Genomic DNA, 21,999 nt, shown 5'->3' on the forward strand with positions numbered 1-21,999 from the left:
GGCGACTAATCAGTTAAAAGCTATAAATCTTGTAGGAGCTAATACTATTACATTACTTGGTGGAGCTAATCAATTAAGCTTTACAAACGGTGCAGCTGCTCTAACTATTGGAGCAGGTACAACATTTGTTGATCAAAGCGTTACTTCAGCTAGTATTCCAACAATAACTATAGGAGCTGCTGGAGCTACAGGTGCTGGTACTTATGTACTTGATGCAGTAAATGGTAATTTTAACATCACACCTGGCATAACTTTTGGTAATCAAAATTCTGTATTACAATTACAAACCAGTATTGGAACTAATGGTAGTAGCACGATTACTCTAGGTGGTGATATTGATCCTGGGACAGCAAATACTGGTATAATTAAAATAAGCTCAGTTAATGCTGGTGCAACCTTAACTGTTGCTGGTGCTTTTAATGTCGGTATCGCTGGAGGTAATACAGTACAATCAATAGACTTTAGTGGAGCTGGTTCAATAATAATGACCCAACCATAACTACACCTATTACTACAAGTGTAGCGGTATTACAACTTGGAACAGTTGGAGTTGGCGTTAATTATGCTGGACCTACTAATTTAACAGTAACTAATATTGCTGGAACAACTAATTTTGCAGGTCAAGCAGGTGCAGTAGTTCTTAAGGCAGGTGGTAGTTTAGCAACTGTTATGAGTAGCCAAGGAACAAATGTTGGTCTTTTATCTATAGCAGGAAGCGGAACAATTACAGGAACTGTAAATAATATTAATCAAATACAAGTTAACGGAATAGGTGGTACAACAGCAGAGTTCCAAAAAAATGTTTCAGTTGCATCAGTATTATTTGGTAATGGAGGAACAGCCGATTTTAAAGGATCTCTTAACACTGACCCTACTGGTAATATTGATTTTGGTCCTAACCCTAATGGCGGTATTTTACAATTCTCAGGAACAGATCCAAACGGCTACGAGCTTAGTAGCGTAATTAAAAATGGTGGGAACGGAACATTAAACGTTTTTACTAACTTAACAGCTATTGAACCATCAATCGGAACAATTCAAACAATCGCTATCGGTCAAAAAAATGCACCTAACACACTGACTGTAGACGTAACAAAAGGGTTATTAACTTTACTACAGTCACCTAGCAGCACTGTTACCTTTAATGATCCTGCTTCTACACTTGGTTTAACTACTAGTATTAATCAACAAGTTACTTTTAATAATAGCTTCCCCGGTATAGCAGGTGGTGGCGGTATTGTTGTTTTAGATAGCCAAAACGGTACTATACTTGAAATCCAAAGCTCTGGTGGTACTCAAACGCTTGGAACAAGTGCTGCACCTTTAGAGCAAATATATGTTACTGGTAATGTCGGAGTTATAGGAACTTCTACTAATAAACTCGATGTAAGTAATGCAAAAAATCTTACTATTGCAGCTGGCGGGATATTTGCAGATGCAACTCCAAATATTACTTCTGCTTTAATTCCACAAATTTTTATTGGTGATACTAGCGGTCCTGGTGTCTATGCACTTGACGCAGTAAATGGTAATTTCCCATTTGCTGCACCCGGTTTAGCATTTAAAAATGACTCATCAGTTTTAAAATTAATGACTAGTGCAGCAACTGGTATTACTAGTACTATACAATTAACAGGTGATATAACACCTCCTAATCCTAACACTGCTATAGTTGAAATAAATGCTAAAAATGCCGGATCTACATTAGTAATAGATGGTACTAGTAATGGTTACTCAATCGGAACATTAGCTCTTCCTATGAGTAAAATAAAATTCACTGGGGATGGAACAATAGAAGTAACAGCTATTAGTACTCCGGCTATAGAGGTGTCTGTTTCAAAACTTGCTATAGCGGAAGTGAATTCGGATGTGTTCTTTACTGGTCCAGCTACTCTTGCTGGCGTTCAAATTAATGGTGATATAGATTTTCAAGGTAATGCTGCAAATGTAGTACTTGCTTCTGATACAGTAAATAATTTACCGGCTCTTATTAGCGGTAATATAGCAAGCACCGGCACGCAAAACGGTACTATAGAATTTATGGATAATGGTACTATAGACACAGTAGATAGTAACGGAGTTTCAACAAACACGATTACGAACATTGCAATGTTAAAAGCTGGTGCTGATAATAGTACTGTTACAGTTAATTCCGGCGGTGATATGTCAATTGGTGAAATCCAAGGGACTGGTACTGGTACAATAGTACTTACGCAAGAAAACCCTACTATAAACACAAATATTAATGAGACAGGTGGTTCAGCCGTTAACTTAACTTTCAATAATGGTGGTAGTATCCTTGGTAATGTTGGTAGTAATACGCCGGTTGGAGATATTTTAGTTTTAGGAGGAACATTAAATCTTGGCATACCAAATAGTGTACCTGATAGTATTATGAACGGTAATACATTATATGTTGACTTCAATAATGCAAGTGTCGTTTTTAATACAAGCAATATTAATTTTCCAGGCGGAATAGCTCAAGCCCCTATTACTGCACGAGCCTTTATAGCACCTGCTCCAATAATTACAGGAGGAGGGGCATATTTTAAAGATTCCGATCCTGTGATAAATAATGATCCTATAGGTCCAACTGGTCCAATACCTATATATATTAGTGGTGGTGACGTAACCTTAACAAATGATACTATAAATATATCAGTTGTTAATTTTACTACTCCTAATGCTGATGATTTACACACAATTGCTATATCTGGTGACTTAACAACCGGTACTGCCCCATTTGGTGATCCTGTTAACAGCTTAAAATCTGTTCGATTATTAACAGGTGGTAAAATAAATATTCATAGTGAAGATTTCTATTCTGGTGTTACAACTAATACAAATAATATGGGTACTGTATTGTTTGATGCCGATAACGGCTTTACTGATGATTTAGGGGATAGCACTAACAGTCTTAAAACTGTACAATTTAGTAGTGTTGAGGGTACAGTTAAAGGGGATACCTATTCTGAAAATGTTACTATAGATTCAGGTAAATCGGCAATTTTCAGCGGTTATAATAGCAGAAGCACAAGTGTGCCTTCATCAACAGTTGGCGGGGTTACAGTTCCAAGATCAACACCACAATTTAATTATCAAACTGTAGTTTCTTCTAGTGATTTCCAAGGTACTGATAATACTACCTCTGCCAAGTTTACTAATGCTGCATTAGTACAAGCACCGATTAATAATGGTAATCTAACATTCGAAGATGACGTATGGCTACAAAAACCTGTAACAAATGTTAACACTATTACTTTTGCACCGCAGAAAAACGCATTGATAAGTGCAGGTGTAGGAGCAAATAATATAGTTGCTGATCAAACAACTATGGTGTTTGTTGGTGATAATGCAACTATTCCGGCACAAGGTAATATAACAGGAAGTAACGTTACCTTTGATCTTGGTAATAATACAGTTGTATATGATGGGACTGCTACTCCTACCGGTAATCTGATGTTTAATGTCTTATATGATACGACTAATGCAGGGAAAACAGCAAATACTAATAGTGGTAATATAGTTTTAGCAAATGGTGCTGTACTTGATTTATCAAAAGTAGACTCAATTCAAGTTATTCTAACTGCTCAGAATAACCCGAATGGTATAAGGCTCGGAAGTGCTTATCCTTTAGTCAGCTCAAAAGGTGGTAGTATAATACCAGGTGCTGCAGCAAAATTACCTTTCAATGTTATAGCTAATGAAAAGAACTTTGTCAGATGGGTTATAAATGATGATTCATTCATACTTTATACAGCAACAGCAGATATAATACCTACAATTTCAAGACCTTCAATTGCAATACATAGAATAATTCACAGCAATCCAAATATAATTATACCTGATATAGATATTATAAACCCAATCACTAATGGCTTTACTCCTGCAACTCCAGGCACAGGTAGCGTAACAGGTGGCGTATTTACTCCAGTTGATCCAAATTCCCAGGTAATAATGTTGTTGTAACTGGTAACAACCCAGTAATTGTTAATGGTGGGAATACACCATCAATAGGTAGTGGTGGCAATACTCCTAACGGACCAGTTACAGGCGGCTCTGTGATCGGTGGCGTATATACTCCAAGCAACCCAAGCAATAGCGTAGTGCCTAGCGGTCCGGGTACTGGTGGAAGCACTCCATCAATCGGCTCAGGTGGAAATACGCCATCAATTGTATCAGGTGGCAACACTCCGTCAATTAGAACAGGCGGTAATACACCATCAATAGGTAGCGGTGGTAATACTCCTAACAGTCCAGTTACAGGCGGCTCTGTGATCGGTGGTGTATATACTCCAAGCAATCCAAGTAATAGCGTAGTGCCTAGCGGTCCGGGTACTGGTGAAAGCACTCCATCAATAGGGACAGGCGGAAATACGCCATCAATTGTATCAGGTGGCAACACTCCGTCAATTAGAACAGGCGGTAATACACCATCAATAGGTAGCGGTGGTAATACTCCTAACAGTCCAGTTACAGGCGGCTCTGTGATCGGTGGCGTATATACTCCAAGCAATCCAAGTAACAGCGTAGTGCCTAGCGGTCCAGGTACTGGTGGAAGCACTCCATCAATAGGGACAGGTGGAAGTACAGGAAATAACCCATACACTCCATCCGTTGGAACAGGTGGCAATACTGGTAATAGTCCAAGCAACTACAACCCATCAGTTGGAACTGGAGGAAATACAGGTAATAGCCCAAGCAATTACAACCCATCCGTTGGAACAGGTGGCAATACAGGTAATAGCCCAAGCAACTATAACCCATCAGTAGGAACAGGTGGAAATACTGGTAATAGTCCAAGCAACTACAACCCATCCGTTGGGACTGGAGGAAATACAGGTAATAGCCCAAGTAACTATAACCCATCAGTAGGGACAGGTGGTAATACCGGTAATAGTCCAAGCAACTACAACCCATCATTGGGAACAGGTGGTAACACAGGCAATAGTCCAAGCAATTACAACCCATCAGTAGGAACTGGAGGAAATACAGGCAAAACAGCCCAAGCAATTACAATCCATCCGTTGGGACTGGAGGAAATACAGGTAATAGCCCAAGCAATTATAACCCATCAGTAGGAACTGGAGGAAGTGCGGGTAATAGCCCAAGCAACTACAATCCATCAGTAGGAAGTGGAGGAAATACAGGTAACAGCCCAAGTAATTACAACCCATCAGTAGGAAGTGGAGGAAATACCGGCAACAGTCCAAGTAACTATAACCCATCAGTAGGGACAGGTGGCAATACAGGTAACAGCTCAAGCAACTATAACCCTGCATCTGGTGGTAATATAGGTGCTACAGGTAATAATGCGTATGGTGGTAACACAGGCAATAGCTCAGGCAACTACAACTATAACTCATCAGCTGGTTCAAATGGTGGAGTAAGTAGCACTGGCAGCAGTCCGAACGGCTACAAATCATCTACTGGTTCAAGCTATAATGGTTCAGCAACAAATGGTGCAGTTGGTGTTGTTCCTGCTAACAATGCAAGCGGAAGCACTTACCAACCTTCAAATAATAATGGTTCTGCTTCGGATATATCTGCTATCGGTAGCAGCAGAGATAACCAAGTAGGTGCAGGTGGTAGTGGTAATGGCGGAAGTTCAAATAGTGGAATAAGTCGTTCTAATGCTAATGATGGCTTTAATGCTGCTAAAGATAATGCGAGCATTGGTAATCAAGAAATCAATAAGAGAATGGAAGCTGTTAAAAACGCAGACGGCACTAGCCCTGATTCGGAAGAAGCTGATTCACGTAAACGTGGTGCAGCAGTCGGAGGTGGTGATTGTGATGATTATAATACCGGTAATGTTTACGGTGTATGGATAAGTCCATATTACGGAAAAGCAGTACAAGAAAGCTCTAAGCGACGGATTTAGTGGTTATACAGCTAAATCTGAGGGTGGATCAGTCGGTGTTGATACTGTTATAAATGATAATATAGTCCTTGGTGCTGCTTATACTAGAATCGATACGAAATTACGTTATAAAGATTCAAAATCTGGTAATGTTACAAAAGTCGAAACTAATATGGGTTCTGTATACGGATTATACAATTTTGCAGATAATCTATTTATAGAGGGTATAACCACCTATTCACGTAGTAGAATTAAGACTAATGAGTTACGTGGTACTGTAGATGGTACTGAGAATGCGTATGGTAAATACAACTCAACTTCTTATAGTGCTCAAGTAGTAGGAGGTTATAACTACTTATGGAAAGATAGTTCTCTTGCACCAATGGCAGGTCTAAGATTCACTAGAATTAAAGATTCCGGATATCAAGAGCAGGGGACTACTTTCCAAAACTTAACTATTAAGAAGCGTCAATATAATAAGGTTGAGGGTATACTTGGTGCTGAAATTAAGACGACATTCTATAAGGATGATTTCATAATTAGACCACAAGCCCATGCGTTTATTAATTACGACTTTAGTGGTAAAACACCAGCAATCGTTGCAGAGCTTAATGGTATTAACGAGCCATTACCAGTACAAACACCTAAGGCTACTAAAATGTTATATGATCTAGGAGCAGGTGTAGTAGTTAAGAAAGGTAATATGGAGTATGGAGTACATTATGGTCTTAACTTTGCTAAAAAATACCATGCACAAAGTGGTACTTTAAGACTTAAACTAAACTTCTAAAAAACTAACCTCAAATAGATAAAGGATAAGATTTTTCAGATCTTATCCTTTACTTATTCTAAACGTAATATCCTGCTGAACTATTTTCTGCAAGCAACTCTATTACATCATCATGTCCATAATATTCGGCTAGCTTTAAAGGAGTTTGTCCTAAATAATCGGGTGTAAAATAATCAGCTTTTTTGGTTTGTAGTAATTTTATAGCAGGTATATGGTGACTATTTACAGCCCAATGCATAAGAGTAGAGCCTGATTTATCACAAGCATTAATATCAATATCAGCATTATCAATTAAGAACTCTATTAAATCTTTCCCCGCTCCCGCTTTAATTGCATGATGTAAAGAGGTGCGTCCAAGCAAGTCTTTAGTCCCAAGCTTAACTCCTTTATCGTGTAATGCTTTTACTAAATCTAGATCATTAGCATAGGTGGCTTTAATTAAAAGCTTCTGCCCAATTGTATTATCAATTTTAGTACAATCTGACTTCTCAATTAAAGTTTTAGCTAACTTTGTAATATTTATCTTCTTATCGTGGATTTGAACTATTTTCTCTAGTAGTGTTTGTTTAGAGTTTAAGTTTAAGAATTTATTAGTTAAGTACTCAATAAGGCTTACACTTTTAGAATCAATAGCGAGATTGAAAATTTGATATCCAAGCTCACTTTTAATGTCAAATTTAGCTTCTTTGCTAATTAATGTCTTAATTGATGAGATATTTTTAGATTCTACAGCAAGCTCTAATGGCGTTTTGTTATTATGATTTATATCAAAGAAAAATCTTTGTATCTGCTCATTACCAATTTTTTCTGCCCAATCTTGTAAGGTTAAACCATATTTATCAAACTTATTAAATTTAGTATTCTCATATAAATATTTTACTGTATCTAAATTACCAACTTTGATGGCTAAATGAATAGCAGACCAACCATGCATGTTAGGAGCAATTTGTCCGCCATTTTGAACTAGAAAATGTACCACATCTAAATTACCGCCAAGTATTGCTAGTTCTAAAGCAGTTCTACCTTTGGCATCTTTAATATTAATATTTTGCTTGTTACATACACTCTGTACTAACTCTATATTTTTATATCCTACTGCTAAATGCAAATCTGTCCATTTTTCAGAATCTATAATTTTGGGGGGTATTAAAGATTCAAAAAACTTTCTTATAGGAGTTTTTGAAATAGGCATATGCTTTGGTCTTAAATAGCTAGTATCTGGGCAATATTTGTGTCTGTAGTAGGCTGTAGTCATAGTTATTTTCATTAATTAATATATTTCGGGCGTAATTATTAAAATATATTAATGATAATGTCAATGAAAAACGTTATTGTACTAAGGCTAAATGATGTTGATAAGTAGAATAAAAATCTTCTCAATATAATCTTGTGTGCTTAAGCTTAAATATCATAGAAGACAGTAAAAAATATTAAAATTTTCAATATTTTATTTATTTTTTAGTATGGTTTTAGTAATATTAAGACAAGTTATGATTTAATTAGTAAAACCTCTTGTGGGTAGCATTATTGTATATATTAATTTTTTTATAGAATTATCTTATGTATTGGTTACTTCTTATTCTAGCAGGATTATTTGAAATAGCATTTGTTATTTCATTAAGATATTCAGATGGTTTGACAAAACTAAAACCTACAGTTGCCTTTATTTTTTTTGGAGCTTTAAGCTTTACCTGTCTTGCTAAAACCTTGGGTAAGATCCCAATGGGTACTGCATATGCTGTATGGACAGGCATAGGTGCGGCAGGTACAGTTATATTAGGTATACTTGTTTTCAATGAACCGGTATCTATATTATGCTTATTTTTTGTTACTACCTTAATAGTATCTATAATCGGACTTAAATTTTCTTAAAAATAATTATAACTTAATACCACTATCTTTTATTCAACTAATTTACCTTGTACGTAAAAATCGTATGCGGTTTGGTAAAAGCTAATTGCTTCCTCGGTAAGGCTAATAGAACTCGGGATTTCTTCTTTTTCTTCTCCTAATAATATATAGGTTTTTGGGTGTAGTTTAGGGCTTAAAATTACTAGCTTATCATCTTTTAAAAAGCCTAGTAACTGATAAGTGCTTATAAAAGCTCTATTTGCTGGATTATTTATTATATCCTGTCCCCATAATTTGCTTTTATATTCAAAGCCTAGCAAGCCGAAAATTGTTGGGGCTATATCTATTTGACTTGCTAGATTATCTATTTTTTTCGGCTTTAATATTTGTGGTGCATAGATAATTAGTGGTATATGATACTTCTCTACAGGTAGCTCCGTTTTACCGGCACTTGAAGCACAATGATCGGCAGTAATAACAAAGATAGTATCGTTAAACCATTCTTTAGTTTTAGCAGTTTCTAAGAACTTATTTATCGCATAATCAGTATATTTAACTGCTGCATTACGTCCACCACCTGATGGTAGATCAATCCTATTCTCAGGGAAAGTATAAGGTCGGTGGTTTGAGGTAGTCATAATTAACGAGAAAAATGACTTACCATTTTTATAATCTATATCAGCTTGCTCTATTGACTTGTTTAGAATATCCTCGTCTGCTACTCCCCATACATTTGCAAAGCTTATCTCTGAAGCTGTTAAGTTACCTCGGTCTATTATATTATAGTGATTACCGCCGAAATAATTACGTAAATTATCAAAATAGCTATAACCACCAAATATAAAGTTAGTATTATATCCTTGATTTCTAAACACAGTGCCGATATTAAATAAATTCTGGTTATCAGGTCTACGCACTATTGACGAGCCTGGAGTTGGAGGAATTGATAAAGTTATAGCTTCAAGTCCCCGCACTGTCCTTGTACCAGTAGCATAAATATTAGTGAAGAACATAGCTTTATTTGTTAATTCATCCAAGTAAGGCGTAATATTATCGCTATTACCAAAGCTTTGCATGAATTTGGCACTTAAGCTTTCTACTGTAATAAAGATTACATTATATTTTTGCTTATTCGAATTTTTAGAGATAATAATACGCTCGATAGATTCATTATCTACAAATTTATCACTATTATTTTGTAAGCTATCACGTACTATGCTTAAAGCCTGCTTATCATCTATAGTGGGATAAAAGCTATTATAGTTTAAGCTGTTATTAAGATAAGCCGAGAAAATCTCATAAGGACCGTTTTTAGCAAGCTCTTCTGCATATTTATTAGAGTGGAAATTTAGCTTTTCAGGGCTATAAAATTTAAATGCAATAAAACTAATTGCAGCTAGAATAATTGCTGTAGCTAAACAACATTTTCTATTTATATTATATGCTGCATCAATAACAGCTTTTCGTAAGATATAGGTAGTAATAGCACTAACTATCAGAATTCCGCTAATGATCTCTATATAGGGCATAGATTCTTTAACTGTGCCGATAATTTCATGAGTATATACTAGATAATCAACGGCAATAAAATTAAAGCGAGTACCAAACTCATCCCAAAAAGTAAGTTCAGCTGCTGTAATAAAGATTAGTGAGGCAATAAAACCGCAGTAAAATAAGTAACAAAGCGGCGTGTAGACTAGCCTAAATCTTGATAATGCTAAATTGCCTAGCAATATTAACACTAACATTATAGGCAAGAAATAAACTGTAGAAATAAGATCGTTAACTAATCCGAAAATGAACAGTAATGGCAATTCTATAAGCGAAACTTGTTTATAGAACAATGCATATATGCACAAAGCTATTCTAGTGATTGTTTGAAATATTAAGTAAGTCTTAGCAGTTAGTAATTTCATTGATTTTGTTTTAAATTGTTGATTCTATAATTTTTATATGTCATTCCCGCGTGGCATTGTTGCGTGGATCGAAAAGTACTTTCGGTGTCATGCCGTGGCTTGACCACGGCATCCAGAAAATAATAAAAAATACTAATTTCATTAGTATTTTTAACTGGCTCTAGTTTATAAATCACGGGATGACAGGGGGAAGAATGATCCATACAGGCAATGCCTTCCCGCATAGGAGACACATTCCAAACTCTACCTCTCCGGTAATAATATCTCTCTTTTACCCGTATGATTTGGTACGGAGACTATTCCTTCTTTTTCCATTTTCTCAACTAAATTGGCAGCTTTGTTATAACCGATTCTAAGCGATCTTTGAATATAGCTAATAGAAGATTTACGTTCATCACGTACTATCTGCACAGCTTTTTTATAAAGTACTTCGTCTGATGTACCATCACCGATATCAATACTAGTATCATCTTCATCAGGCTGCTCTGTTACAGCAGATATATATTCTGGTGTGCCTGTTTCTTTTAAATATTCCGTAATTTGCTCGATCTCAGATTCGTTAACAAAAGGTCCATGTACCCTAGTAATTTTAGAGGTATTACCCATAAATAGCATGTCACCCATACCAAGTAACTGCTCTGAACCCTGTTCGCCTAAGATTGTACGGCTGTCGATTTTAGAGGTAACCTTAAAGCTGATACGGCTTGGGAAGTTAGCCTTGATCACACCAGTAATAACGTCAACAGATGGTCTTTGGGTTGCCATAATAATATGGATGCCGGCAGCTCTTGCCATTTGAGCTAAACGCTGTATCAACATCTCGATATCTTTACCGGCAACCAGCATTAAATCAGCCATCTCATCAACAATCACCACTATGAACGGCAGCTTTTCCATATTCATTGCCACGGTTTCATAGATGGGTCTGCCGGTTTCAGGATCAAAGCCTGTTTGAATTGACTTCTCAATTATTCTTCCCTCTTTAACTGCTTCCTGAATCTTAGTATTATAGCCGGCAATATTCTTAACACCGATATTGCTCATCATTCTATAGCGGTTTTCCATTTCTTTAACTGCCCATTTCAGTGCCACCACTGCTTTAGCCGGTTCAGTTACCACGGGCGTTAATAAATGCGGTATTCCGTCATAAGCTGATAGCTCAAGCATTTTCGGGTCAATCATGATAAAGCGGCACTCTTCAGGGGTATAGCGATATAACAGCGAAACGATCATAGCGTTAATTCCCACCGATTTACCTGAACCGGTTGTCCCTGCAACAAGTAAGTGCGGCATTTTGGCAAGGTCTGCAATAAGCGGTTTGCCCGCTAAATCTTTACCTAAGACTAAAGACAATAAAGTAGATGTATCTTGGTATTCTGGTGTTTCTATAAGCTCTTTTAAGCAAAAGAATTCTCGCTGCTTATTAGGTAGCTCAATACCAAGCACATTTTTACCAGGTACTACTGCAATCCTTGTTGATAGGGCTGAGAGCGAGCGGGCTATATCATCAGATAACCCTACTACTCTTGAGGTTTTAGTGCCTGCTGCCGGTTCAAACTCATATAAAGTTACTACCGGACCTTGGCTTATATTAATTATTTGTCCTTTCACACCAAAATCATTTAGCACAGTTAGCAATTCTTCGGCTTTTTGCTTTAATTCTGACGATGAAGCACCTTTTATATGATGATTTTCAGGGTTACGTAGTAGCGAAATTGGCGGCAGTGCTGCTGCGTCATTTTGAGATATTTTAGGAGCAGCAGGTTTATTAAAGAATTTTATTGGATTTACAGGTGCTGGTTTAGCCATAATATGCTTTGGCTCTTCTGTAAATCTTATTTTTTCGCTTACCGGTTTTGTATAAGAAGGGGTAATCTTTATTTTATTATTTGCTTTACCGGAAAATAATTTTGGCAAAGTTAATTGTGAAAATAGATTATAGAAAAAAGTTTGTATTTTATATGCTAAGAATTTACCTAATTTAATGATAAAGCTGCTTAAAGAAGTAAATTTAATTTCAAATAAAACAACAAATATAATAAATGTAAAAAATACTAATAATAAATGAAGCTGATTTGTGAATTGTTTAAGAAAATGAAAAATAATTATACCGGCTGCTCCACCACCATTAGAGGGTACGAATTCTAAATCAAAATTAGATAGTAAAGCTGCGGTGCTGAAAAGAGCAAGTAGCATTACCGATATACGGATAAAGGATTTGCGATATTTCTGTTGCCAGCAATTCTTCCCCCAAATAAAACAAGAAAGCGGTATTATAAAAGCTGCTACCCCAAAAAATTGATATAAAAAATCAGATAAATAAGAACCAAAAATCCCTAATAAATTATTAGTATATCCAGTTGTTGCCGAATTAAAAGACGGGTCATCAAGCTTATATGATATAAGCACAAGAATAGTAGCAAGACCGATTATTCCTAAAATAACAGCTTGTACTTTACTATTTGAAAGAAATTTGTTTACGTAGTATAGCATTAGTTATTGATAAAAATTTACTATAACATACTATTTTGAAGTAAATTAAACAAGAAAATTTACACCTTGCGGAAAAATGTTATACTTAAACTCTATAAAAGGACATGTATTATTTTTATGATTTAAAAAAGCCTAAGCGGGAATGACGATGATATCCATTGAAGTAAAAAAATGTTACATGTAATATCTGTAAAATATATTGATGATTATTATTTACAATTGTCTTTTGATGATGGTACTAGAGGAAATATAAACTTATATAAGCATTTGGTTGGTTCAGTATTTGAACCTCTTAAGGACAAAAATTTATTTGCTAGAGTAACCCTTGACGAAGAATTGCAGACTATTGCTTGGTCTAACGGAGCAGATTTTGCTCCTGAATTCTTAAAAGCCCACCTAGAGAATATAAGGTAAATAGAATTTACACCTTTTAAAAAACTATGTTATAATATAGTTCTATAGAGAACACATAGTATAACATGACCATAAAAATTCATTCCGAGAAAGATTTTGAGAAAATGCGTGCAGCTGGCAGGTTAGCTGCTGAAACACTTGATTTTATAGAACCGCATGTAAAGCCGGGCGTTACTACAAATAGTTTAAACGATCTTTGTCATAATTTTATTATTTCGAATAATGCCATTCCTGCACCTTTAAATTATAAAGGTTTTCCAAAATCTATTTGCACCTCGATAAATCACGTAGTTTGTCACGGCATTCCAAACGATAAGCCATTACGGAATGGTGATATCATAAATATTGATGTTACAGTAATTTTAGATGGTTGGTATGGTGACACTAGCCGTATGTATTATGTTGGCAATGTAGCAATAAAGCCGAAACGCCTTATTCAAGTAACTTATGACGCAATGATGAAAGGGATTGAGGTAGTAAAGCCAGGAGCAAGGCTCGGTGATATAGGTCATGCTATTCAAAGCTATGCTGAGAAGCATAATTATTCTGTGGTGCGTGATTATACTGGTCATGGGATCGGTCGCGTGTTTCATGATGAGCCATCAATATTAAATTATGGTCGCAGCGGAACAGGGCTTGTTCTAGAAGAAGGTATGTTTTTTACTGTTGAACCAATGGTAAATGCCGGCGGATATGATACTATATTAAGTAGCCTTGATGGTTGGACAGTTACCACACGTGACAAGTCTTTATCAGCACAATTTGAGCATACTATAGGCGTTACTAAAGACGGCTTTGAAATATTTACATTATCCCCTAAAAAATTAGATCATCCTCCATATGTTAAACTATAAGCTAATGGAATTCTTTGACAGCGAACCTGAGATAGTTCCCGATATAGCTATAAAAGAAGAGGCAACCCCTCATTATATAGGTCATCGTAAAAGAGCGATTTGTGACTTCAGGAGCGGCAAATTTTTCCGATTATGAACTCTTAGAGCTGATGTTATTTTCTTCTATTCCTCGTAAAGATGTAAAGCCTCTAGCAAAAAAATTACTGGAAAGTTTTAATAGTATTACTGATTTAATCAATATTGATAAAGAAAGATTGCTTAGTATTAGTGGTACTAATGAGAATTTATATATCAATTTTGCTATAGTACGTGAATTAATAAATAGAGCATTAAAACAAAAGATAATAAATAAAAATATTATTGCTTCATAGGGTTCTTTGATTGATTATTTAAAAGTTAATATGGGTAATATGCGGCTTGAACAATTTCGGGTATTATTTTTGAACAAAAAAAATATTTTGATTGCTGATGAAGTTTTAAGCCAAGGAACTATTGATCAGGCTGCTGTATACCCACGAGAGATAATTAAAAGAGCGTTGTTTAATGAGGCGAGTAATATTATACTTGTTCATAATCATCCAAGTGGTAGCCCTGATCCTTCAAAAGCCGATATTGATATGACAAATATAATAGTAGATATGTGTAAAACAATAAATATTGTAGTGCATGATCATGTAATTATCAGTAATAATAAATATTTTAGCTTTAAATCTAACATGTTACTATGAATATAAATAGCTATATTGTATTATTTATTTTTTCTTTTATAGCAACTACTATATTAACATATATATTGACCAAATATTTTAAGACAATTGGTTTAGTTGATATACCTAGTCAGCGTCGTTCTCATAATAAGATTACCCCACGTGGTGGTGGTCTTGCTATCGTAATTGTTGTAATGATTGCTTTAAGCAGTTTTGAATATATAACAAGCGGTTTGCTTACTAACTCGGCAAAAATATTACCGCCATTATTTGTAATTGCGACAGTCTCTTTTTTAGATGATTTAAAACCTGTGCGGGTACTTATCCGTTTGATAACTCATTTAATTTGTTCTGCTTTTGCTATTTCTCTTTTAATTCCTCTAGATTTTGCTGTTAATATTCCTATCCCAATATATCTTATTTTCATTATACTAATTGTAGCTTTAAGCGGCTTCATTAATATATATAATTTTATGGATGGTATAGATGGCATGAGTTGTATAGAGTCTATTCATCTATCAAGTACTATACTTATATTATGTTTACTACAATTTCAGGTACTTGCTAATCCATATTTTATATTTAGTATGAATATTGTTATACTTGGTTGTTCTATTGGATTTTTAATATTTAATTGGCAGCCAGCAAAAATATTCTTAGGAGATGTGGGTAGCATTAGCCTTGGTTTTTTACTGGGTCTTTGTTTGTTAATGCTTGCTACTACAAATATTAACCTATTTATAGCTTGTTTTATCGCTAGCTTGTATTACTTAACTGATGCGGTACTGACTATATTAATTAGATTAGTAAATAAAGAAAAAATTTGGCAGCCTCATTTAAAGCATTTTTTCCAAAAAGCTGTCAAAAAAGGCAAATCCCATAAACGGGTAGTATCGATTATAGCGATTTGTAATGTATTTTTGATGATGTTATCAGTACTATCGTTATACTCACCTATAATATCTGTAATGCTTGCTTTAGGAGTAATTACTTTAACTGTCCAAAGTCTATTAAGATGAAGCTAATTAAAGATGATATTCATAAAATAGTTAGGCATATATTTGCAAGGCAGCATCCTTTGCTTCCTGAAATTATGTTTAATTGGAATAAAATAGTCGGATTTAAATTTAGCGATAAGGTATTACCTTTAAAAATAATTGCTGATACTAATAAAAAGCAAAAGATTAATACGCTATTTATACAAGCAGAAGATCATGCAACAGCTTTAGAAATATCTTTTTACCAAGAAATTATACTAGAACGTATCGCAGTTTATTTAGGCTTTAAGGCAATACACCAGATGCGGGTGACTGTCTATAAGCAAAAATAGTGGTGTTATGGCATTGACTGCGTGGACCGAAAAGCACCATCGGTGTCATCCCGTGGCTTGTCCACAGGATCCAGTAAAATAACTAAAAATATCAATAATATTGATATTTTTAACTGGACCCCGTGAATAAATCACGGGGTGACAGAGGTACAATTAAGCCACGTGGGCAATCTCACAAAATTGTATTAATTACAGTTTAGTGGAATATTTAATATATTATTCCAAACTGTATCCCAGCCTTTTGTATGGGTAATGTTAGGGAAGACCTTATAATTAACACAGTTAGATGAGCTAGCTTTTATATAAAGTTCTGTAATAAAAGTTGGAACTCTTTTGTCATCTGCTCCGGAGAGATGCAATTGAGGAATGTGGCTAATTTGCTTTGCGTAATTTATTGGATTTAATGATTTAGTTAGATAACCACGATAATTATGATGCTTGTCAAATTTCTCAGTATCTAAATTACCGGCAATCGTTATAATATCTTTCACATTACTATTTTGGCTAGCGATTAATATTGTAAGCCCGCCGCCACCTGAAAAGCCGACTAAGCTGAATTTCTGCCCGTTATTAATAGTATTTATAACATCATTAATTGAATTTACTACTTCATAGTTCATTCTTTTATCTAACCAATAATCATTAACACATTTTGCGTTCATCTCTAAAGGAGTATATTGACAAGGTCTTGCTATATAAACAATATTTGGTCGCTTATCGATTGTAGCAAGTCTTAACAACATTGGATTAACAGAGGTAGGGTTGTCAGAATTAACGCCTCCATCTGCAAGATGTCCATCCCCTTCAATGTAAAATACAAAAGGCTGATTACGATCAGTAACACGCTGATAAGTTGTAAGAGTAAAATCACCACCTTTTACAAGTTGTTGCTGAAAATTATTTTGTTTAGCTATGTCTTGCAAATGTTTCACTCTACTTGCCACATCATGGGTAGTAGAACAACCGGAAAGTAGAACAGAAACTAAAAATATTATCCAAATAAAATTTTTCATAATGTATTTAATGGTTATTTTCCTCGTCATTGCGAGCGACTATAAGGAGCGTGGCAATCCAGAAAAAATAACAAAAAATACTAATATTATTAGTATTTTTACTGGATCTAGTTCCCAAGCCACGGGATGACACCGTAGGCTTTGCCACTTCTCGCAATGACGTTACGATAATTAGAACGGTATTTCGTCATCTAAGTCGCTATGATCAAAAGAAGGCTTGGAATGCTTATATTCACTATGACCTGAATCTTGAAGACTAGAACTAGTAGAATTTTTGCTATCCAACAATATTAATTGTGAATTAAAATTTTGCAATACGATTTCTGTAGTATATTTTTCCACACCTGAACTATCATTCCATTTACGAGTTTGTAACGAGCCTTCAATATATAATTTACTACCTTTTTTAACGTAATTTTTTACAACAGATACTAACCCTTCGTTAAATATCACTACTCTATGCCATTCGGTCTTTTCTTTTTTTTCACCGGTAACACGGTCTTTCCAAATGTCGTTGGTGGCTAAAGAAAGATTCGCTATTTCCTTTCCTTCCCCCGTAGTTCTAATTTCAGGATCACGTCCTAAATTGCCTATTAATGTCACTTTATTTAAGCTACCTGCCATAGATTACCTATTTTAAAAATATTATTATTGCAATAATAAAATAAAAGAGCCTATAATACTACAGGTTTTTTAAAATATCCTAAAATTTTTCAGTAAGAGTGATATGAACCAAGAATATATCAAGGTACGTGGTGCTAAAGAGCACAATCTAAAGAATATAAATGTTGATATTCCAAGGAATAAATTTGTCGTTATAACTGGTCTTAGCGGTTCGGGTAAATCTTCCTTAGCGTTTGATACGATTTATGCAGAGGGTCAAAGAAGATATGTTGAGAGCTTATCTTCATATGCAAGACAATTTTTGCATTTGCAAAATAAACCGAATGTCGAGTCTATTTCTGGATTATCGCCAGCTATTGCGATTGATCAGAAAACTACTTCTAAGAATCCACGTTCTACAGTTGGAACTATAACCGAGATTTACGATTATCTCAGGTTATTATATGCAAGGGTTGGGATTCCTTATTCTCCGGCAACGGGTCTGCCTATACATAGTCAAACTGTTTCTGAAATGGTAGATATAATAAACGAATTACCTACGGGAACGAAGATATATTTACTAGCTCCGATTGTTAGAGGGCATAAAGGGGAATTCAAACGTGAGATTATGAATCTGAAAAAGCAAGGATTCCAGAAGTTAATTGTTAATGGGGAAACTTGTGAAATAGATGATTTGCCGAAGCTTGATAAAAATAAAAAACATAATATTGAAGTAATTGTTGATAGGATAGTTTTAGATGAGAATTTAGGCAATAGGCTAGCTGATAGTTTAGAGAGTTCATTAAATCTTGCTGATGGTATTACCTACCTAGAAATCGTAGAATTACCAACTGTAGCTAATACTGAATACGAAAAAAATCAGCGTATAACTTTTTCTGAAAAATATTCTTGTCCAGTGTCAGGATTTCAGCTTACAGAAATTGAACCAAGAATATTTTCCTTTAATAGTCCTTTTGGTGCATGTCCTAAATGTGAGGGAATTGGTAAAGAGTTTTTCTTCGATCGTGATTTAATCGTACCAGATCACAGAATATCTATTAAAGATGGTGCAATAGTGCCGTGGGGCAGTACGTCCTCAAAATTTATCCTAGAGACATTAAAAGCACTTGCTGAGCATTATAGATTTTCTATAGACTCACCTTTTTCAGCTTTATCTGATAATATTAAAACAATTTTATTTGAAGGTTCTGGAGAAGAAGCGATAAGATTTGAGTTTCATGATGGTTCTAAAACACAAGTAATTCATCAGCCATTCGCTGGAATAATACCGAGTTTGCAAGAAAAAGATCGCACTATAGAATCGGTTTTAATCAAGGAAGAGTTAGCTAAATTTAAGTCAGAACATAAATGTACGGCTTGTAATGGCTATAGGCTAAAAGATGAAGCTTTATGTGTTAAAATAGTAAATATTCATATAGGTGAAGTAGCAGATATGAGTATTGCAACACTGCAACAATGGTTTGCTCACCTAGAACAAAAATTAAATAAAAAACAATTATTTATCGCTGAACGTATCCTTAAAGAAATTAATGAAAGACTAAAATTTTTGATGAATGTCGGGCTTGATTACCTAACATTGTCAAGAGAGTCTGGTACTTTATCAGGAGGTGAAAGTCAGCGTATTCGTCTTGCTTCGCAAATAGGATCGGGCTTAAGCGGTGTTTTATACGTACTTGACGAGCCATCTATTGGCTTGCATCAACGTGATAATACTAGATTAATTGAAACGCTAAAAAGGCTAAGAGATCTTGGTAATACTGTTTTAGTGGTTGAGCATGACGAAGAAACAATGTATGAGGCTGATCATATTATCGATATAGGACCTGGTGCTGGTATTCATGGTGGTCGGGTTATTGCTGAGGGTAATGCCGAAGAAATAAAGAATTTTGAAGAAAGTATTACAGGAAGATATTTAAGCGGTCGTCAAACAATTAAAGTGCCAACACAAACACGAACAGGACATGATAATAGAGCAATAGAGCTTATTGGAGCTGTTTCTAATAATTTGGATAATGTCGATATAAAAATTCCGCTTGGTACATTTACTGCTATAACAGGGGTATCAGGAAGCGGAAAATCAAGTTTGATGATCCATACTCTATATAAGGCTGCTTTAAAGCACCTAGAGCCTACAGCAAAAGTATTTCCAGGAAAATATCAAAAATTAAAAGGGCTTGAATATATAGACAAAATTATCGATATTAATCAGTCGCCAATCGGCAGAACTCCGCGTTCTAACCCTGCAACTTATACCGGTGCGTTTACTCATATTAGAGACTGGTTTGTAGAACTGCCTGAGTCAAAAGCCAGAGGTTATAAGGTTGGTAGGTTTTCATTTAACGTTAAGGGTGGTAGATGTGAGGCATGTCAAGGTGATGGGCTAATTAAGATAGAGATGCACTTCTTGCCTGATGTATATGTAAAATGCGACATTTGTAACGGTCATAGATATAATAGAGAAACTTTAGAGATAAAATATAAAGGTAAATCTATTGCTGATATATTAATGATGACGGTAGAAGATGCGATGCAATTCTTTGAAAAAATCCCATTAATCTATGAAAAACTTATTACCTTAAATGAAGTGGGGCTTGGTTACATTAAAATCGGTCAATCGGCAACTACTCTTTCAGGAGGGGAGGCACAGCGTGTTAAACTTGCTAAAGAGCTATCAAGGCGTTCAACCGGTAAAACTCTTTACATACTAGATGAGCCGACTACAGGGCTGCATATTGACGATATCAATAAATTGTTAAAAGTACTGCATAAACTTGTTGATATGGGTAATACTGTTTTAGTTATCGAGCATAATCTAGATGTTATAAAAACAGCTGATTATATTATTGATGTTGGTCCTGAGGGTGGTGATAAAGGTGGTAAGATAGTGGTACATGGCACCCCTGCCGATATTGCTGCTTGCTCTGAAAGCCATACCGGTAGGTATCTAAAGCAGTATTTGAAATGATATAGTTTGTTAGATGCGTAGCATTGACGCGGCAATCTTAGGAATTTGGTACTATATTTATTAGGATTATATTAATTTTCGTAATAACGATTATTTTAATATTTTATCAGAGGAAATAATATTTTTGCAAGAGTAGTTTTCCCTGATTGTCTTGGTCCAGTAATACCTAAAACTGGGTAAAATTTAGAAAATTTTTCTAAAACTCCTTGTATAAAACGTTGATACATTTTAAATATTGCCTAATTGAATTCAGCAGTTTCAATTTAGCACTAATTAATTAAAAATTCAAGAAATTTAGTTTTTCTGTTTTTAGATATTACGCATTTAATATTTACAAACACCCTCTAACTTGGTTAATCATCTGTAGATATTGGTTCCGGTAGCTTTCGGAATCAATATTTTTGATATCCCAGTTTTCACTATTTAGTATTACTGTTTTAACATTTAATTTGTTATATAAGTTTGGATTTTGCTCAGTACTTAAAACAAGACATTTATTATTAGACTCTTTAATTAAAGAGTCTAATTTACTGAAATATCTTAAGCTTTTTTGACTGTCGCTATATAATTTTGTCGTACGGATATTTGTATCAACAAAAAAATACTCGCTACTGTCGCTTAATAAAATCACATCCTTTATATTAGCAAACTCGTTATTTTTAGCTTCTTGCAAATCTTGTAATTCTTTCATTGCTAGCTCAAGATTATTATTAATATCTTGTTGTAATTCAGGAAATTTTTCACTAAATATTTTAGTAAATTCCTGTAGTAAAACTTTTACGTTATCAAGATCAAGCCAAATATGCCAATTACCTTTTATGATGTTTAAATCTTTAATATCGCTGATTTTTATAATGGTGTTAGCATGATTATTAATTAACTTCTCAGCAAACCCATCAAATTCTTTATCTATATAAATAGCGATATTGGCGTTTTTGACTTTCGCTAGATCACTTGGTTTTAAATTATAATGATGCGGGCAGCCGTTACTTATGGCTAAACTCTCTATCTCCGCTTTATCTTTAACAAGCATTGCAGCTATACTTGCAATTGGAGTAATGCTCGTTACTATTTTAGGTTTAGCGTAGCTAGTAAAGCTGAAGAATATGAAAGAGAGAAGGATTATTGTCATCCCGCGGCTTGTCCAGCGTTGTGGAATGGATCTGATGTCATTCCCGC

General features: G+C 34.9%; 19 protein-coding genes and 2 pseudogenes. 12 read left to right on the plus strand and 9 right to left on the minus strand.

Going from position 1 to position 21,999, the window contains the following annotated elements:
* The first annotated feature begins 669 nt into the window (after nt 1-669).
* Together AAGD49_RS00710 and AAGD49_RS00715 are read left to right on the plus strand one after the other, a co-directional pair.
* Nucleotides 670-3,969 carry a hypothetical protein gene (locus AAGD49_RS00710; protein ID WP_341788721.1) on the plus strand — a complete coding sequence of 1,100 codons (3,300 nt, stop codon included), beginning with the start codon at nt 670-672 and terminating at the stop codon, nt 3,967-3,969.
* 92 nt (nt 3,970-4,061) lie between these two features.
* Nucleotides 4,062-5,081 carry a hypothetical protein gene (locus AAGD49_RS00715; RefSeq protein WP_341788722.1) on the plus strand — a complete coding sequence of 340 codons (1,020 nt, stop codon included), beginning with the start codon at nt 4,062-4,064 and terminating at the stop codon, nt 5,079-5,081.
* Between the two features lie 424 nt (nt 5,082-5,505).
* Here the strand turns inward: AAGD49_RS00715 and AAGD49_RS00720 are convergent, their stop codons facing one another.
* Nucleotides 5,506-5,676 (minus strand): hypothetical protein, encoded by a 171-nt coding sequence (locus tag AAGD49_RS00720; protein WP_341788723.1) that lies wholly within the window; start codon nt 5,674-5,676, stop codon nt 5,506-5,508.
* A gap of 25 nt (nt 5,677-5,701) precedes the next feature.
* Between AAGD49_RS00720 and AAGD49_RS00725 the strand changes: the two genes are divergently transcribed.
* Both AAGD49_RS00725 and AAGD49_RS00730 read left to right on the plus strand, forming a co-directional pair.
* A complete protein-coding gene (locus AAGD49_RS00725; RefSeq protein WP_341788724.1) occupies nt 5,702-5,884 on the plus strand; it encodes a hypothetical protein in 183 nt (60 codons plus the stop codon).
* Nucleotides 5,841-6,653, plus strand: a complete 813-nt coding sequence (locus AAGD49_RS00730; RefSeq protein ID WP_341789253.1) for an autotransporter outer membrane beta-barrel domain-containing protein — start codon at nt 5,841-5,843, stop codon at nt 6,651-6,653. The genes AAGD49_RS00725 and AAGD49_RS00730 overlap by 44 nt, the downstream gene beginning before the upstream one ends.
* Before the next feature lie 58 nt (nt 6,654-6,711).
* On the opposite strand, the gene AAGD49_RS00735 is transcribed toward AAGD49_RS00730, so the two are convergent.
* A complete protein-coding gene (locus AAGD49_RS00735) occupies nt 6,712-7,284 on the minus strand; it encodes an ankyrin repeat domain-containing protein (RefSeq protein ID WP_341789254.1) in 573 nt (190 codons plus the stop codon).
* Nucleotides 7,285-7,377: 93 nt separating this feature from the next.
* Nucleotides 7,378-7,920, minus strand: a pseudogene (locus tag AAGD49_RS00740) (ankyrin repeat domain-containing protein); the annotation flags it as partial.
* Between the two features lie 293 nt (nt 7,921-8,213).
* Here AAGD49_RS00740 and AAGD49_RS00745 point away from each other — a divergent pair.
* A complete protein-coding gene (locus AAGD49_RS00745) occupies nt 8,214-8,525 on the plus strand; it encodes a multidrug efflux SMR transporter (RefSeq protein ID WP_341788725.1) in 312 nt (103 codons plus the stop codon).
* Nucleotides 8,526-8,554: 29 nt separating this feature from the next.
* On the opposite strand, the gene AAGD49_RS00750 is transcribed toward AAGD49_RS00745, so the two are convergent.
* Entirely contained in the window at nt 8,555-10,420 is a 1,866-nt protein-coding gene (locus AAGD49_RS00750; protein WP_341788726.1) for an LTA synthase family protein, read from the minus strand.
* A gap of 243 nt (nt 10,421-10,663) precedes the next feature.
* Entirely contained in the window at nt 10,664-12,913 is a 2,250-nt protein-coding gene (locus tag AAGD49_RS00755) for a DNA translocase FtsK (protein WP_341788727.1), read from the minus strand.
* Between the two features lie 171 nt (nt 12,914-13,084).
* Here AAGD49_RS00755 and AAGD49_RS00760 point away from each other — a divergent pair, with 171 nt between their 5' ends.
* The 6 genes and pseudogenes from AAGD49_RS00760 to AAGD49_RS00785 all read left to right on the plus strand — a co-directional run bounded on the left by AAGD49_RS00760 (nt 13,085) and on the right by AAGD49_RS00785 (nt 16,218).
* Nucleotides 13,085-13,327 carry a DUF2442 domain-containing protein gene (locus tag AAGD49_RS00760; protein ID WP_341788728.1) on the plus strand — a complete coding sequence of 81 codons (243 nt, stop codon included), beginning with the start codon at nt 13,085-13,087 and terminating at the stop codon, nt 13,325-13,327.
* A 65-nt stretch (nt 13,328-13,392) separates the two neighbouring features.
* The gene (map, locus tag AAGD49_RS00765) at nt 13,393-14,181 is read left to right on the plus strand and encodes a type I methionyl aminopeptidase (protein WP_341788729.1); all 789 of its coding nucleotides are present in this window, start codon (nt 13,393-13,395) and stop codon (nt 14,179-14,181) included.
* A pseudogene (locus AAGD49_RS00770) lies at nt 14,168-14,552 on the plus strand (UPF0758 domain-containing protein). The gene map and the pseudogene AAGD49_RS00770 overlap by 14 nt, the downstream one beginning before the upstream one ends.
* Before the next feature lie 6 nt (nt 14,553-14,558).
* Entirely contained in the window at nt 14,559-14,909 is a 351-nt protein-coding gene (locus AAGD49_RS00775; RefSeq protein WP_341788730.1) for a RadC family protein, read from the plus strand.
* Nucleotides 14,906-15,907, plus strand: coding sequence for a glycosyltransferase family 4 protein (locus AAGD49_RS00780; RefSeq protein ID WP_341788731.1), 1,002 nt, complete (start codon nt 14,906-14,908; stop codon nt 15,905-15,907). The genes AAGD49_RS00775 and AAGD49_RS00780 overlap by 4 nt, the downstream gene beginning before the upstream one ends.
* On the plus strand, nt 15,904-16,218 hold the full coding sequence (locus tag AAGD49_RS00785) for a DUF721 domain-containing protein (protein WP_016948096.1): 315 nt from the start codon (nt 15,904-15,906) through the stop codon (nt 16,216-16,218). The genes AAGD49_RS00780 and AAGD49_RS00785 overlap by 4 nt, the downstream gene beginning before the upstream one ends.
* A 185-nt stretch (nt 16,219-16,403) precedes the next feature.
* On the opposite strand, the gene AAGD49_RS00795 is transcribed toward AAGD49_RS00785, so the two are convergent.
* Entirely contained in the window at nt 16,404-17,231 is an 828-nt protein-coding gene (locus tag AAGD49_RS00795) for an alpha/beta hydrolase (protein ID WP_341788732.1), read from the minus strand.
* A gap of 171 nt (nt 17,232-17,402) precedes the next feature.
* A complete protein-coding gene (ssb, locus tag AAGD49_RS00800; RefSeq protein WP_341788733.1) occupies nt 17,403-17,855 on the minus strand; it encodes a single-stranded DNA-binding protein in 453 nt (150 codons plus the stop codon).
* 103 nt (nt 17,856-17,958) lie between these two features.
* Here ssb and uvrA point away from each other — a divergent pair, with 103 nt between their 5' ends.
* Nucleotides 17,959-20,820, plus strand: a complete 2,862-nt coding sequence (gene uvrA / locus AAGD49_RS00805; protein ID WP_341788734.1) for an excinuclease ABC subunit UvrA — start codon at nt 17,959-17,961, stop codon at nt 20,818-20,820.
* A gap of 95 nt (nt 20,821-20,915) precedes the next feature.
* On the opposite strand, the gene AAGD49_RS00810 is transcribed toward uvrA, so the two are convergent.
* Complete coding sequence (locus AAGD49_RS00810) at nt 20,916-21,047, minus strand: hypothetical protein (RefSeq protein WP_341788735.1); 132 nt, start codon at nt 21,045-21,047, stop codon at nt 20,916-20,918.
* Between the two features lie 104 nt (nt 21,048-21,151).
* The gene (locus AAGD49_RS00815; RefSeq protein ID WP_341789256.1) at nt 21,152-21,952 is read right to left on the minus strand and encodes a metal ABC transporter substrate-binding protein; all 801 of its coding nucleotides are present in this window, start codon (nt 21,950-21,952) and stop codon (nt 21,152-21,154) included.
* Nucleotides 21,953-21,999 lie beyond the last annotated feature (47 nt).

The sequence above is a fragment of the Rickettsia endosymbiont of Lasioglossum villosulum genome, from assembly GCF_964026455.1.
Taxonomy (GTDB): Bacteria; Pseudomonadota; Alphaproteobacteria; order Rickettsiales; family Rickettsiaceae; genus Rickettsia.

What these genes read in the sequence shown, in the direction of transcription:
- AAGD49_RS00725 (WP_341788724.1), top strand. Translation starts at nt 5,702, where the DNA reads ATGGAAGCTGTTAAAAACGCAGACGGCACTAGCCCTGATTCGGAAGAA.
- AAGD49_RS00760 (WP_341788728.1), top strand. Translation starts at nt 13,085, where the DNA reads ATGTTACATGTAATATCTGTAAAATATATTGATGATTATTATTTACAA.
- uvrA (WP_341788734.1), top strand. Translation starts at nt 17,959, where the DNA reads ATGAACCAAGAATATATCAAGGTACGTGGTGCTAAAGAGCACAATCTA.
- AAGD49_RS00720 (WP_341788723.1), bottom strand. Translation starts at nt 5,676, where the DNA reads ATGCTCGCATTATCTTTAGCAGCATTAAAGCCATCATTAGCATTAGAA.
- ssb (WP_341788733.1), bottom strand. Translation starts at nt 17,855, where the DNA reads ATGGCAGGTAGCTTAAATAAAGTGACATTAATAGGCAATTTAGGACGT.
- map (WP_341788729.1), top strand. Translation starts at nt 13,393, where the DNA reads ATGACCATAAAAATTCATTCCGAGAAAGATTTTGAGAAAATGCGTGCA.
- AAGD49_RS00815 (WP_341789256.1), bottom strand. Translation starts at nt 21,952, where the DNA reads ATGACAATAATCCTTCTCTCTTTCATATTCTTCAGCTTTACTAGCTAC.
- AAGD49_RS00710 (WP_341788721.1), top strand. Translation starts at nt 670, where the DNA reads ATGAGTAGCCAAGGAACAAATGTTGGTCTTTTATCTATAGCAGGAAGC.
- AAGD49_RS00745 (WP_341788725.1), top strand. Translation starts at nt 8,214, where the DNA reads ATGTATTGGTTACTTCTTATTCTAGCAGGATTATTTGAAATAGCATTT.
- AAGD49_RS00780 (WP_341788731.1), top strand. Translation starts at nt 14,906, where the DNA reads ATGAATATAAATAGCTATATTGTATTATTTATTTTTTCTTTTATAGCA.
- AAGD49_RS00795 (WP_341788732.1), bottom strand. Translation starts at nt 17,231, where the DNA reads ATGAAAAATTTTATTTGGATAATATTTTTAGTTTCTGTTCTACTTTCC.
- AAGD49_RS00755 (WP_341788727.1), bottom strand. Translation starts at nt 12,913, where the DNA reads ATGCTATACTACGTAAACAAATTTCTTTCAAATAGTAAAGTACAAGCT.
- AAGD49_RS00750 (WP_341788726.1), bottom strand. Translation starts at nt 10,420, where the DNA reads ATGAAATTACTAACTGCTAAGACTTACTTAATATTTCAAACAATCACT.
- AAGD49_RS00810 (WP_341788735.1), bottom strand. Translation starts at nt 21,047, where the DNA reads ATGTATCAACGTTTTATACAAGGAGTTTTAGAAAAATTTTCTAAATTT.
- AAGD49_RS00785 (WP_016948096.1), top strand. Translation starts at nt 15,904, where the DNA reads ATGAAGCTAATTAAAGATGATATTCATAAAATAGTTAGGCATATATTT.